Source organism: Marinobacter sp. M3C (assembly GCF_023311895.1).
Taxonomy (GTDB): domain Bacteria; phylum Pseudomonadota; class Gammaproteobacteria; order Pseudomonadales; family Oleiphilaceae; genus Marinobacter.
In genome coordinates this window covers 1,877,725-1,891,585 of sequence record NZ_CP092284.1, presented here as the reverse complement: position 1 = coordinate 1,891,585, position 13,861 = coordinate 1,877,725, and the positions used below count along the sequence as shown (strand labels likewise).

The 13,861-nt window shown below is 55.5% G+C and carries 10 protein-coding genes; 3 read left to right on the top strand and 7 right to left on the bottom strand.

The window, feature by feature from the left end; genetic code table 11:
• Positions 1-8: 8 nt before the first annotated feature.
• A complete protein-coding gene (locus MIH18_RS08715; RefSeq protein ID WP_249014333.1) occupies positions 9-665 on the bottom strand; it encodes an HAD family phosphatase in 657 nt (218 codons plus the stop codon).
• 196 nt (positions 666-861) lie between these two features.
• Here MIH18_RS08715 and MIH18_RS08710 point away from each other — a divergent pair, with 196 nt between their 5' ends.
• The 3 genes from MIH18_RS08710 to MIH18_RS08700 are packed head-to-tail and all read left to right on the top strand — an operon-like array spanning position 862 to position 5,010.
• Positions 862-1,389, top strand: a complete 528-nt coding sequence (locus tag MIH18_RS08710; RefSeq protein WP_249007637.1) for an RNA pyrophosphohydrolase — start codon at positions 862-864, stop codon at positions 1,387-1,389.
• Between the two features lie 18 nt (positions 1,390-1,407).
• Positions 1,408-3,720, top strand: coding sequence for a phosphoenolpyruvate--protein phosphotransferase (gene ptsP, locus MIH18_RS08705; protein ID WP_249007638.1), 2,313 nt, complete (start codon positions 1,408-1,410; stop codon positions 3,718-3,720).
• Positions 3,721-3,741: 21 nt separating this feature from the next.
• Entirely contained in the window at positions 3,742-5,010 is a 1,269-nt protein-coding gene (locus MIH18_RS08700) for a patatin-like phospholipase family protein (RefSeq protein WP_249014332.1), read from the top strand.
• Positions 5,011-5,064: 54 nt separating this feature from the next.
• Here MIH18_RS08700 and hslU read toward each other — a convergent pair whose 3' ends face one another.
• The 6 genes from hslU to MIH18_RS08670 form a co-directional block, all read right to left on the bottom strand.
• Complete coding sequence (hslU, locus tag MIH18_RS08695) at positions 5,065-6,393, bottom strand: ATP-dependent protease ATPase subunit HslU (RefSeq protein WP_249007640.1); 1,329 nt, start codon at positions 6,391-6,393, stop codon at positions 5,065-5,067.
• Between the two features lie 12 nt (positions 6,394-6,405).
• A complete protein-coding gene (gene hslV, locus MIH18_RS08690) occupies positions 6,406-6,936 on the bottom strand; it encodes an ATP-dependent protease subunit HslV (protein WP_249007641.1) in 531 nt (176 codons plus the stop codon).
• Positions 6,937-7,052: 116 nt separating this feature from the next.
• A complete protein-coding gene (locus MIH18_RS08685; protein ID WP_249014331.1) occupies positions 7,053-7,688 on the bottom strand; it encodes an SPOR domain-containing protein in 636 nt (211 codons plus the stop codon).
• A gap of 8 nt (positions 7,689-7,696) precedes the next feature.
• Entirely contained in the window at positions 7,697-9,382 is a 1,686-nt protein-coding gene (gene argS, locus MIH18_RS08680) for an arginine--tRNA ligase (protein WP_249014608.1), read from the bottom strand.
• Positions 9,383-9,521: 139 nt separating this feature from the next.
• Positions 9,522-11,219 (bottom strand): hypothetical protein, encoded by a 1,698-nt coding sequence (locus tag MIH18_RS08675; RefSeq protein WP_249014330.1) that lies wholly within the window; start codon positions 11,217-11,219, stop codon positions 9,522-9,524.
• Positions 11,220-11,425: 206 nt separating this feature from the next.
• Positions 11,426-13,588: a primosomal protein N' gene (locus MIH18_RS08670; RefSeq protein ID WP_249014329.1), complete on the bottom strand. Its 2,163-nt coding sequence runs from the start codon at positions 13,586-13,588 to the stop codon at positions 11,426-11,428.
• Between the last annotated feature and the right edge of the window lie 273 nt (positions 13,589-13,861).

The window sequence follows — 13,861 nt, the reverse complement described above, 5'->3', positions numbered from 1 at the left end:
TGGGGGAATCAATCCCGTAGCGACATAACGGGCCAACCGCGCTCGCCGGCCATGGCTTCCAGGCGCGAATCCGGATCAACGACTACCGGGTTCGCAACCTGTTCCAGCAGCGGTGCATCGTTAATGGAATCGCTGTAGAACCAGGCGCCGTCCAATGATTCATCGTTTTCATTCAGCCACTGCTTCAGACGCGTTACCTTCCCGCCCTGAAAACTGGGCGTGCCCGACACCTCTCCAGTAAAGCGGCCATTCACCACTTCCGGGTTGGTGGCAATCAGGTGCTCAATGCCCAAAAGGTCGGCGATTGGCTTGGTAATAAAATGATTGGTGGCCGTAATAATCATCAGTGTGTGGCCTTGGCTGCGATGCTGTTGCAGCAGCTCGGTGGCTTTGGTTTGCAGCATCGGTTGCACGTGGCTAGCCATAAAACGCTCGCGCATGGCGTGCAATTCGTCCATTGAAAACTGCGCCAGGGGTTCCAGCACAAAACGCTGATAGCGAAACACGTCCAGCTCGCCGTTCAGGTAATCCTGATAAAACCGGTCATTGGCTTTACGGTGCGCATCGGCGTCTACAATGCCTTGCGCCGCCAGAAAAACGCCCCAGGCGTGGTCGCTGTCGCCGTTCAGCAAGGTGTTGTCCAGATCGAATATGGCCAGAGTCATGGTGCTGCCTCAGTGATTAAGGTGGCTCAAAGCCGGCACTTACCGGCGTCTTGAAGTGTGCAGCAGCTTATCATGGCCGCACGCAAACAGCCGTGATTGCCGATTTCTTGGGATTCTGCAAGAATGAGAGCAACTTGGAAAAATCTGGCCGTCGCATTTTGCCGCGGTTAACCGACTCTTAAAGAGGTACTGTACCGTGATCGACTCAGACGGTTTCAGACCCAACGTCGGAATCATTCTGGCCAACCACAAAGGGCAAGTGTTGTGGGCGAGGCGCATAGGCCAAAACTCCTGGCAGTTCCCGCAAGGCGGAATTCATCAGGATGAAACACCGGAACAGGCATTGTACCGGGAGCTTGGGGAGGAAGTTGGGCTGTGCGCCCGCGATGTGGAAATTATCAGTTGTACGCGGGGCTGGCTTCGATACCGCTTGCCGCGACGGATGGTTCGCCACAATTCGCACCCGTTGTGTGTAGGGCAAAAACAGAAATGGTTCCTGCTGAGGATGCTTTCGCCAGACGCGCAGGTATGCGTAGACGGTACCGATTCACCGGAATTCGACGGCTGGCAGTGGGTAAGCTACTGGTATCCGTTGGGGCAGGTGATCTCATTCAAAAAAGAAGTCTACCGACGTGCGCTGCGCGAGCTGGCGCCGCGGCTGTTCCATAACATGGAGCAGGCGCGACGTGCCGAGCACAACCGGCGCTTGAAGGAACAATCATGACGACGGGCTAATCCCAACATGCTGAGTACATTGCGAACGATCGTCCAGGAAGTAAACAGCGCCCGCGACCTGCAGGAGGCGCTGAGCATTATTGTTTCGCGTGTGCAAAAAGCCATGAACACCGAAGTGTGTTCGGTGTATCTGCTAGACCCTGCTACCAACCGCTACGTACTGATGGCCACTGAAGGGCTGTACCGCAAAGCCGTGGGCAAGGTTAGCCTGGGTTATTCCGAGGGCCTTGTGGGTCTTGTGGGCTCGCGGGAAGAGCTGATTAATCTGGAAGATGCGCCTTCCCATCCCCGTTACCGTTACTTTCCTGAAACCGGCGAAGAACGCTTCCGCTCGTTTCTGGGTGTGCCCATTATTCACCATCGCCGCCTGATGGGTGTATTGGTCGTGCAGCAGCGTGAGAGTTCCCGCAGTTTTAATGAAGGTGAAGAAGCCTTTATGGTGACTATTTCGGCTCAGCTCAGCGGGGTGATCGCCCACAGCGAGGCCACGGGCGCCATTGGTGGTTTGTCGCTCACCGGCGAGGAGGCTCATGACATCGGTTTTGACGGCGTGCCCGGCGCCCCCGGCGTGGCCATTGGCACCGGCGTAGCCGTTTACCCGGCGGCAGACCTTGACCTTGTGCCGGAAAAAACCACGGATGATATTGAGCACGAACTGGACCTGTTCCAGTGCGCGGTAAGCGCCGTGCGCGAAGACATTGAACGGGTAGCAGCACGACTGGCTTCGCAGCTGAGGCCGCAGGAACAGGCGTTGTTTGATGTGTACCTGCGCATGCTCAGCGATGAAGCCCTGCCGGATGAAGTGAACGGTAAAATTCGCGAAGGTAACTGGGCCCAGGGATCGCTAAAACAGGTTGTGCAACAGTACGTGCGCAATTTCGAGATGATGGATGATCATTATCTGCAGGAGCGGGCGGTAGACGTGCGCGACCTGGGTCGGCGTTTGTTGTCACACCTGCAGGAAGGCGAGCAAGCCGGCCTGGAATACCCCGAACGCACCGTATTGGTGAGTGAAGAGATCACCCCCGCTATGCTGGGCGAAGTGCCCAAGGGCCAGTTGGTGGGATTGGTTTCGGTGAAAGGCTCCAGCCACTCCCACGTGGCCATTCTGGCTCGCGCCATGGGCATACCCACGGTGATGGGGCTGGTTGACATACCGGTGAATCAGCTCGACGGCAAGGAACTGGTGGTCGACGGCTTCGAAGGCCAGATCTTCGCGTCGCCATCGGCGGAATTGCGCGCTTATTTTCAGGTTATCTGCGACGAAGAAAACGAGCTGATTCGCGGCCTCGAAGCCCTGCGCGATTTGCCTTGTGAAACCACCGACCATCACCGGGTATCCATGCTGGTAAACACCGGATTGATGACTGACGTGGTGCGGTCGCTGAATCACGGCGCCGAAGGCATTGGCCTGTACCGCACGGAAGTGCCGTTCATGATTAAAGATCGCTTTCCTTCGGAACAGGAACAGCGTGAATACTACCGCGAGCAGTTGGAAGCCTTTGCGCCTAACCCGGTGACCATGCGCACCCTGGATATCGGCGGCGACAAGTGCCTGACGTATTTCCCCATCCACGAGGAAAATCCGTTTCTGGGCTGGCGTGGCATACGGGTCACCCTGGACCACCCGGAGATTTTCCAACTACAGGTGCGGGCGATGATGAAGGCCAGCGAAGGCCTGAACAATTTGCAGATTATGCTGCCAATGATCAGCAATATTTCCGAAGTGGAAGAGTCTCTTCATCTGATTTACCGCGTATATCACGAAGTGCGCGAAGACGGTTACAACATCCACATGCCAAAAGTGGGCGTAATGATCGAAGTGCCGGCAGCGGTCTATCAGATACGCGAACTGGCCGACCGGGTGGATTTCCTGTCGGTGGGTACTAACGATCTGACCCAGTATTTGCTGGCGGTAGATCGTAATAATCCCCGTGTGGCCCAGCTGTACCATTCTTACCATCCTGCTGTGCTGCAGGCGCTGGTGCGTATTGCCCAGGACGCCCATGCTGTGGGCAAACCGGTGGGGGTGTGTGGCGAATTGGCGGGCGACCCGGGCGGCGCCGTATTGCTGATGGCCATGGGCTACGATTCACTGTCGATGAACGCAGCCAGCCTGCCAAAAGTGAAATCGGTGATTCGCAGTGTCAGCCTTGAGTGGGCGAACAATCTGTTGCAAGACATCCTGCTGCTGGATTCGCCCCATGTGATCAAAAGCTGTGTTGACCTGGCGTTGCGCAATGCCGGATTTGGACGCTATATGCGGCCCGGAAAATCCACGGGCAAAACCTTGGCAGAGGTAGCTTCGGCATCCGCCTGAATAACTCGATAAGGCCAAACCATGAGTAACGGCAAACTGACAAAAAAACCGAAGCCGGCGAATGCAAACGGCAGCAAAAAGCCCCGAATCGGTCTGGCGTTAGGCGGTGGCGGCCCGATTGGCGGCATTTATGAAATAGGTGCACTGAGGGCGCTTGACGAAGCTCTGGAAGGGCTGGACTTCAACGATCTGGATGTTTACGTAGGGGTGAACTCGGGGTCGTTTGTGGCGGCTCATCTGGTGAACCAGGTAACCACTGCCCAGCTGTGTCGAATTTTTGTGCGCAACGAATCCGAATTGCACCCGTTTCATCCCGGTGTTTTTTACCGCCCGGCCTTCGCTGAAATGGGCCGCCGTTTACTGGCCATACCCGGGCTGATTACCACCGCGTTCACCCGCTTCTTTCACAATCCCTACGATCAGAGCCTGCTGGAAGCCTTGACCATTTTGGCCCAGGCCGCACCCGCCGGGCTGTTCAATAATGAAGGCTTGCACCATTACTTAAGGCGCGCATTCACCATGCTGGGCCGCACCAACGATTTCCGCCAACTCAAGCGCCAGCTGTTCATTGTGGCCGCCGATGTGGAAAGTTCGAAGTCGGTGTGTTTTGGTGCGCCGGGGTTTGATGCCGTGCCCATCTCCAAAGCTATTCAGGCCAGTACGGCTTCGGCGGGAATTTACGTACCGGTGGAAATAGACGGCCATTACTACGTCGATGGAACCTTACGCAAAGGCCTTCACGCCTCGGTAGCGTTTGATCATCAGGCTGACTTGGTGCTGGCAATCAATCCCCAGGTACCGCTAGACGCCACTGCCGCCATGAAAGCCGGTACCTTGGCAGCCGGCGAGATGACCCGCTCTGGTATGCCCAATGTGCTGGCGCAAACGTACCGCACCATGGTGCATTCGCGCATGCAGTCCGGGATAGACCGTTACGCTCAGGACTATCCAGATAAAGACATTGTGCTGTTTGAACCCAGCAGTGACGACGCCCTTCTGTTTGGCGCCCATGTGTTCAGTTTTGAATCGCGGCGTTTGCTGTGCGAACACGCCTATCAGGCTACTCGACGCGATTTGCGCCTTCGCGCCGCAGAACTGGAACCCAAATTGGCGAAATACGGCATTGCCCTGCGCCACGACTATCTGAATGACGCAGATCGCACGGTCAGCACCAGTCTGTTTGGCGAGCCACCACAGGCCACGTTAAAGGCAAAAACGCAGACACAAAAAAGCCGGCTGGCGGCCGGCTTGCAAAGCGTTAACGGGCAAGCAGAAAAGGCTCGGTCCTGATAGTGCGCGACCAGAACGCATTCTTGCCCTGGTCGCGGCTTTCGCTATCGCCCGCTACAAAATGTAGCGGCTTAAATCTTCGTCTTCCGCCAATTTACCCAGTTTCTCCTCGACGTACTCGGCAGTGACTTCGAACTCTTCCGTGATCTTGTCGCCGGCATCGAATGACAGGCTTTCCAACAGTCTTTCCAACATGGTGTGTAAACGCCGTGCGCCGATATTTTCGGTGTTCTCGTTCACTTTCCACGCCACTTCTGCCAAGCGGGTGATGGCGTCGTCGGTAAAGCTGAGCTTCAGGCCTTCGGCGCCCATCAATGCTTCGTACTGCTGCACCAGCGAGGCATCCGGCTCTGTCAGAATGCGCTTGAAATCGTTTGGCGTTAGCGCATGCAGTTCTACGCGAATCGGCAGGCGGCCCTGCAGCTCTGGAATCAGATCTGACGGTTTGGTTAGGTGGAAAGCGCCAGAGGCAATAAAAAGGATGTGATCGGTGCGAATAGCGCCGTACTTGGTGGTGACTGTGCTGCCTTCAATCAGCGGCAAAAGGTCACGCTGTACGCCCTCGCGGGATACATCCGAGGAGGCGTTTTCAGAGCGCTTGGCCACTTTGTCGATTTCATCCAGAAACACGATGCCGTTTTGCTCAACAGCCTGTACCGCTTTCTGTTTGATTTCTTCTTCGTTCACCAGCTTGGCGGCTTCTTCGTCTTTCACCCGGCGCAGGGCATCCGCCACCCGCATCTTGCGGGTTTTGCGCTTGTCCTGGGACATGTTGGCAAACATGCTTTGCAGCTGATTGGTCATTTCTTCCATGCCCGGCGGCGCCATGATTTCAACGTTGGCGCTGCTGTTGCGCAGATCAATCTCAATTTCTTTGTCGTCTAGCTCGCCTTCCCGCAGTTTTTTACGGAACATCTGGCGGGTGGCAGATTCTTCCTGCGGCTTGCTGTCTTCTTTGAAATCCCGTGCCGGTGGCAACAGGGCGTCTAGAATGCGATCTTCCGCGGCGTCTAGAGCGCTGTTTTCGTGGCGCTTCATTTCCTGTTCACGCAGCATTTTCACGGCCATGTCAGCCAGGTCGCGAATGATGGAGTCAACATCGCGACCGACGTAACCCACCTCGGTGAACTTGGTGGCTTCCACTTTCAAAAAGGGGGCGTCTGCCAGTTTGGCCAGGCGCCGGGCAATTTCGGTTTTACCAACACCGGTGGGGCCAATCATTAGAATGTTTTTGGGGCTGATTTCTTCACGCAGCTCGTCGCTAAGTTGCATACGGCGCCAGCGATTGCGCAGGGCTATGGCCACCGCACGTTTAGCTTCCTGCTGGCCAACGATGTGTTTGTCCAGTTCGAGGACAATTTCTCTGGGAGTCAGTGCAGACATGATCGCTCCGGATTAATCGTTGGCAGAAAGCACTTCAATGGTGCGATTCTGGTTGGTGTAAATGCAGATGTCAGCCGCTATGATCAGGCCTTTTTCGGTAATCTCGCGGGCACTCATGTTGGTGTTCTCTAACAGCGCGCGGGCAGATGCCTGGGCGAAAGGGCCGCCGGAACCAATAGCAATCAGGCCCATTTCAGGCTCTATAACATCGCCGTTACCGGTGATGATGAGTGAGGCGGTTTTGTCGGCCACCGCCAGCAGGGCCTCCAGTTTTCGTAACGCGCGGTCTGATCGCCAGTCTTTGGCCAACTCCACCGCGGCGCGGGTTAGGTTGCCCTGGTGTTTTTCCAGCTGCGCTTCGAAGCGCTCGAACAGGGTGAACGCATCGGCGGTACCCCCGGCAAAGCCCGCTAAGACCTGGCCGTTGTACAAACGGCGCACTTTGCGGGCGTTGCCCTTCATGACGGTGTTGCCAAGGGACACCTGGCCGTCACCGCCCATGGTGACTTCGTCGTCGCGGCGTACGGAAAGTATGGTGGTCATGTGGGCTCCAGTTGCCTGATCGAATGTGTTAGCGCAGTTATGGAGGCAGCGCCGTGATTTTCAAGGCAGAACGTTCAGCGCTCAGTGTTAGATTTACGCACCGGAAGCAAAAGAGACTAGCCCTTTTTGGGGATTTTCCGCACCAGTGGCTGAATTCTGATAGACACCAACTTGTCTATAGCAGCGTTCATGTGACTGCGGGAGGTAAATGGGCCTACATTCACCCGATACCAGACATTACCTTCCTCCATATCGACTTTTTGCACCGCTGCGCGCAAACCCTGGAAAGCGATTTCGGCGCGCTGTCGTTCGGCGTCTTCGGCCTTGCGAAACGAACCGGACTGCAGCAGGTAATCGACTTGCGGGCGGCCTGGGCCAGGCGTGTATTCGTCCACCGTGGACGGCATTATCTCGGTTTCTGGCAGCATTTCGTAAAAACGGAATTGGGGTTTGGCGATTTCCGGTTGTATCAGCGCCGGCGTTTTAGCCGGTGCCTTCTGCACATTGGGCGCCGCGTCTTTGGCAAGTGCCTCGCTGCCAGGCAAGTTGTTCAGGTACACAATAAAGCCGATAAAACCGCCCACAGCCGCCAGTGCCAATACCGATTTCATCGACAGGCGACCGTGTTGAGCTCGCGCCGGAGCCGCGGCTTTCGACGCCCGGGTGCGGGCAGGTCGGCCAGGCTTGCCCGGCTTTTGACGAGGCGTAGTAGCCTGGTTAGGTGACGATTTGCGGGCGTAGTCTCGCGGCATTTTTTTGATTACATCTCTTCCGGAGCGCGAACGCCCAGCAGGCCTAAGCCATTTTCGATGACCTGGCGTACGGCCAGGTACAGGCTGATGCGGGCATCGCGCAGGGCGGTGTCTTCAATCAGCACCTTGTGGGCGTTGTAATAGCTGTGGAATAGGCCGGCCAATTCCCGCAGGTACTGGCTCAGGGTGTGGGGCTCGCGCTGGGCAGCGGCGCTGGCAACCAGCTCTGGATATTTTGCCAGCTGGTTGGCCAGTTCTTTTTCTTCATCCAGCGTCAGCAGAGTCAGGTCGCCTGCGCATTCGTGACGGCCACGCTGCACGCCTTCGACAGTCAGCTTGCGCAACACGCTGCAAATGCGGGCGTGAGCATACTGGATGTAATACACCGGGTTCTCGTTGGTTTGCGAGCGTGCAAGATCAATGTCAAAGGTCAGCTGGGAATCCACTCGCCGTGCGGCCAGGAAGAAACGGGTGGCGTCGCGACCTACTTCTTCAATCAGGTCGCTAAGGGTGACATAGCTGCCTGCGCGCTTGGAGATTTTCACCTCTTCACCGCCACGGGTTACCATCACCATCTGGTGCAGCACATAGTCTGGCCAATCTTCTGGAATACCGATATTTAACGCCTGCAAACCGGCGCGAACGCGGGTAACGGTTGAATGGTGGTCGGCACCCTGTTCGTTAATAACCGTGCTAAAACCGCGCTGCCACTTGTCCAGATGATAAGCAACATCTGGCACAAAGTAGGTGTAGCCACCGTCGGTTTTGCGCATAACCCGGTCTTTGTCGTCGCCAAATTCGGTGGTTTTCAGCCACAGGGCGCCGCCGTCTTCGTAGGTGTAGCCATTTTCCTGCAGGCGCTTTACGGTAGCCTCAACTTTGCCGTCGTTGTACAGCGAAGATTCCAGGAAATACACGTCGAACTCGACGCCAAAGGCTTTCAGGTCAAGGTCTTGCTCGCGGCGCAGATAAGCCACGGCAAAATCCGTGATGGCTTCAAGGTTGTCCGGCTCGGCCTGGCCGGTCACCGAGCGGTCGTCCGCTGTAATCGTCTTTCCGGCCAGATAGGCCTCGGCCACGTCGGCAATATAGTCGCCGCGGTAACCATTTTCTGGCCAGCTTTCGTGATCCGGTGTCAGGCCTTTTACCCGGGCTTGAACGGATAACCCCAGGTTGTTGATTTGGGCGCCCGCGTCGTTGTAATAAAACTCGCGGGTAACTTGGTATCCGTTAGCATCCAACAGCCGACAAATGCAGTCACCGATTGCAGCGCCACGGCCGTGGCCCACATGCAAAGGGCCGGTGGGGTTGGCGGAAACAAATTCCACCTGTACTTTTTCGCCCCTGCCACTGTGGTTGCGGCCAAAGTTTTCAGCTTGTTCCAGTGCCGTATTCACAACGCCAAAGGCACTGGCCGTACTCATGAAAAAGTTGATAAAACCGGGCCCGGCAATCTCCACTTTGTCGACCGCTGCACTGGCCGGCAAGTTGGCCACCAGGGCTTCCGCCAGCTTGCGCGGCGCACAGCCGGCAGACTTGGCTGCCACCAGCGCAATGTTACACGCGTAATCGCCGTGGGATTTGTCTTTGGTGTTGCCAATCTGTGGCGCAAAGCTTTGATCTGCTGGCAAAACGCCTTCAGATTGCAGCGCCGCCAGGGCAGACTGAAGCAGGTCGGAAACGGTCTCTTTCATGCTGTCGGGTAGCTCGTCGGTATGGAGTTGGTAATGAGGCAGGGTGCCCACAAAATCGATGGGTAGTTTTATCGTAGAAAGTAGAAGTCTTCTCAAATGAATGGCCGCCTTCAGAAAGTGCCGAAGGCGGCAAAATTTATCAATCGTTGATATCAATCGATGATATGTAGGGGTTTCCACCGTAAGGCTCTGGTGGAGTAACCTCAACTGTTAGGGTGCTATTTGGCGTTACGCTACCGTCTTCAACAGTAATGCACTGAGTTACCGGTGTTTCCCTGTAGGAATTGGTTGTCTCAAAAGAACTAGGGCCAATAATAGTACCGCTTGTTAGTGAAAATGCAATATTTGTGCCGCCAGGAGGTGGGCCCTTGATTTCTATATTTTGGCTATTTTGAAACACGCCCGCAACCTCTACACAGATAGCTTCCCCGGCGATCGCTGGATCGGTGTTGTGAACAATGTCAATAAGGTCGCTAGTCATGAACAATTTTGCAGTCTGTGAAATTTCAAGTAACGATGTTGTGCAGTTTGTCGCTGTATCGGCGCAGGCTGTTCCGTTGTAAATGTTGTTCTTTGGATCGTATCTGCCGTTATCGTTGTAATCGAAATACTCTTCGTCAATATCGCGTTTGCCATCACGATTTCGATCCAGAAAAGTTTCGCCTTTATCATCATCTGTTAGATCGAAACTGTCGTCAGCCTTGATGTATTTTCCATCACTGTTCAGATCCCTAAAGCTCTCTTCGCCAACAGTGCGAGCGAGAATCAGAACAACTCCATCATCCGTTCTCGGATTTTGGCTAATCCAAGTCACTGTGCAAACACCATCCTGAAGCGTGCACTCACTCTGAACAGATCCTCCACTTGTTACAAAGTTAACAATTGCATCGCTGATTCGATTGTTGTTTCTGTCGGCGGCACGAATGAAAATGGGGACCTCTACACCATCATAATTCCTTGCGTTGGGTAGAAAATTATCAGCAACTGAGATAGAAAAGCTATTTTGATCGGGAATTGTGGCGCTGATAGATATCGGCGCAGATGTGGTTTGAATAGGGCTGCCGTTTTCTGGTGTGTAGGTCGCTGTGACACTTACCACTGTTGCGACCGAGCCGGCATTGACGCGTGTCGTAGCTAAGCCTTTTTCGTCACTATTCGTTTCATTTTGGGAGAGGGTAGTTCCACCCAGCGTGGTTGACAGAGAAAAAACGATTTTTTCGCCAGTTGTAATCGGTTTCCCTGTTTTATCCGTCAGTTTAAATGTTACTGCCGAAACGCTCGGCCTCGAACTGTTGGAACTTCCGCTCAAGGCAATCGAATCGGGTGTTACGCTAACAAATTCAAGTTCGCCAATTTCCGGTGCCGCTACCGTAATATTTACTATGGCCTCGCTACTGCCATCGCTGAGCCTGGCGGTTATAACATCCGGGCCAGCGCAACCGGCTTCATAAGTCGTGCTGAACGAGCCAGAAATCGTAGATATAGGGGTGTCGAAAACGGCGTTTTCACATCGGGATGAGATAGATACTGACGTTTCTTCAGTGTTGTAAATTTTGAAGCCGTCTGCGGCATTTACGACGTTAAATTCGAGGCGGGTGGAGCCTCCGGCAGAAAGCGATGTGGCGGAGGCTTTGATTTGGCCTTCCTGGAATGATGAAGAAGCACCATCGCCCGTTCCCAGTTTAAGTGCGACTTCTTGGTCAACGTTGCCACCGTTGCCACCACCATTTTCAGTATCTACCAAAGGCGTAGAGTCACCTCCACCTCCACCTCCGCAAGCTGCCAACAGCAATGCAAGCGACAATGCTGGCACACGTGCAAGAATTTTCCCTGACATTATTCTCTCCAGTTCGCTACAGCAAAGCTGCTGTTCCGGCGTCACCTTGGCCTCTGTTGAGCGCTACAGGATGTGGCTCGGATATTTTTAAGTTTTTGATATACCGTCGGTGAAATTCTAGCATAGCTTTTGTCGCTAAAATTGCGATCGCAGTTTCTTTTTCTATTTCTTTTCAAATGTGTGAGTCACGGCTAAATTCGGTACATTTAACCGGTCTCCTGCGGGTCTACGTCGATCATCCAGCGGCTGCCGGAGGGTTGTTTTTGTTGATCCAGATGCAGGCAAACGTCGGCGAGGGTTTTGTTCAGGCGCTTGCGGTTATCAGCGTTTATGACCAATTGGGCGCGGTAGCGGTCGGCGCGACGGGCAATTAACGCTGGCAGTGGGCCCCAGATTTCCAGGCCCGGAGCCTGTGCCAGGGGTTTTACGGTATCCAGTATCTGCAGGCTTTTTTCCATGGTGTCGGCTTCGGCGCGGAATATGGCCATAGCGCGGTAAGGCGGCAGCTGACCGTCTTCGCGCTCGGCTAAAAGCTGTTCGGCCATATCCCCGTAGCGGCCCGTACAAAGTGTTCTTAACAGTGGATGGTCGCTATGGCAGGTCTGCACCAGCACGGTGCCGGGCTTGTCGCCGCGACCCGCACGGCCGCTGACTTGCAGCAGGGTTTGTAGAAGTTGTTCAGGGGCGCGGAAGTCCACGCTGAACAGGCCACCGTCGGCGTTTATAACCACCACCAGCGTTACGTTGGCAAAATCGTGGCCTTTGGCCAGCATTTGAGTACCCACCAGAATGCAGGGCTCGCCGGTGTTTACGGTTTTCAGAATGGCTTGGATGCTGCCTTTACGTTGGGTGCTGTCGCGGTCAACCCGCACCACCGGGGTGTCAGGGAAGGCGGTGGTCAGTATGTCTTCGCTGCGTTCGGTGCCTTGGCCGACAGGCTTGAACGCATCACTTTGGCACTTCGGGCACTGGGTCGTTGCGGCGGCTTGAAAGTCGCAGTGGTGGCAACGCATGGCGTTGTCGCGGCGGTGGTAGGTCAGGCGGGTGTCGCAGCGCGGGCACTCCACCATGTGGCCGCAGTCAAAGCACATCATCACCGGCGCGAAGCCGCGGCGATTCACATACACCAGCACCTGTTCGCCGTGGTCCAGAACCTGCTTGATTGCGTTAAGGGCGGGGCGCGACAGGCCGCCTTCTAAAGGCCGGCTGCGAATGTCCAGCAGTTTTATTTGCGGTGGTCTGGCGTTGCCGGCTCGCTCCTCCAGTGTGGCCAAGGTGTATTTTCCCAGCTGCGCGTTGTGCCACGATTCCAACGAGGGCGTGGCCGAGCCGAGTATCACCGGGCATTTATTCAGGTGGGCGCGGTATACCGCAAGGTCGCGCGCTGAATAGCGAAAGCCATCGCCTTGTTTATAGGAGCTATCGTGCTCTTCGTCCACAATCAGCGTGCGCAGACCGGTAAAAGGCAATAACACCGCCGAACGGGTACCAATGAGTATGACAGGTTCGCCGTGGCGTATTTTCAACCAGGTGTCGAGGCGTTCGCTGTCGTTCAGTGCCGAATGCCACACCACAATTCGCTGGCCAAAATAGCGCTGGAAGCGGGCCACGGTTTGCGGTGTCAGGTTTATTTCTGGCACCAGCACCAGGGCCTGATCCTGTTCACTCAAATGTTGCTTTAAATAGTGCAGGTAGATTTCTGTTTTACCGCTACCAGTGATGCCGTACAAAAGGCAGGCGCTAAAGCCCTGGGCCGGTTCTGGAAGCTGTGCTGCGGTATCTGTTTGCGCCGGTGATAACGTAGGTGCTGCAAAACTCTCTGTGGGTGTTGTTGCCAGCACGGGCTCGGTGGCTTCAATCAGCTGCTTTTGTTCCAGGGTCTTCAGCTGGCTGCGATTAAAGCCGGCGCTTAAGATGGCGCTTGTGGCAGCGCCTTGGGAATACTGCAAAAGCCAGGCTAGCAAGGCTTTTTGACGGTGGGCTTGGGGTGGCAGCTCCGCACCGCTGCTGCGGGCTCGCCACCAGGCCTCGGTTTTGCGCAATGCTGGTCGGCCGCGCCTGAGCGCTGGCGGTAAGGCCGTAAACAGGCATTCACCCAACGGGTGTTGGTAATAGTCGCTGGCCCAGCTCAGCAGTCGCAGTGTTTCCTTTGGCAGCGCAGGCCAGTCTTCCATAGCACTTCGAACCGGCTTCAGTGATACCCCGGGCGGCGGGGTTACGCCAACCGCAGTGACCAGTCCGGTTATCTGTTGGCGGCCAAAGGGAACCTGCACCCGCTGGCCGGGTTGAAGGCTGAGGCCGGAGCCAAGGGTGTAGTCAAACAGCCGCCGCAGCGGGCGATTCATGGCGATGCGTACAACTCTGGTCACGGGTTTTGCGCATTTAGATGGAAGCTATGTCTGGCAGGCGCTGCAGTGGCTATTGGTGTCACGGTATGTTCGTATCCTTGTGCAAGTGCCAGTTGCGGCGGCCTGCGCCGGTGGGCATGGGAATTCAGCAGTGTGGCGCTTGCCTGGGTGGCAGTTTGCAAGTAATATTCGCGCTCTGTTGGACAGGGTCGATTGTGCCCCGTCTTTCTTATTGATTCAAATATGCGGTGCCTGGCATACGGAATATTCTTCGGAACAGCCGTAATCGTGACC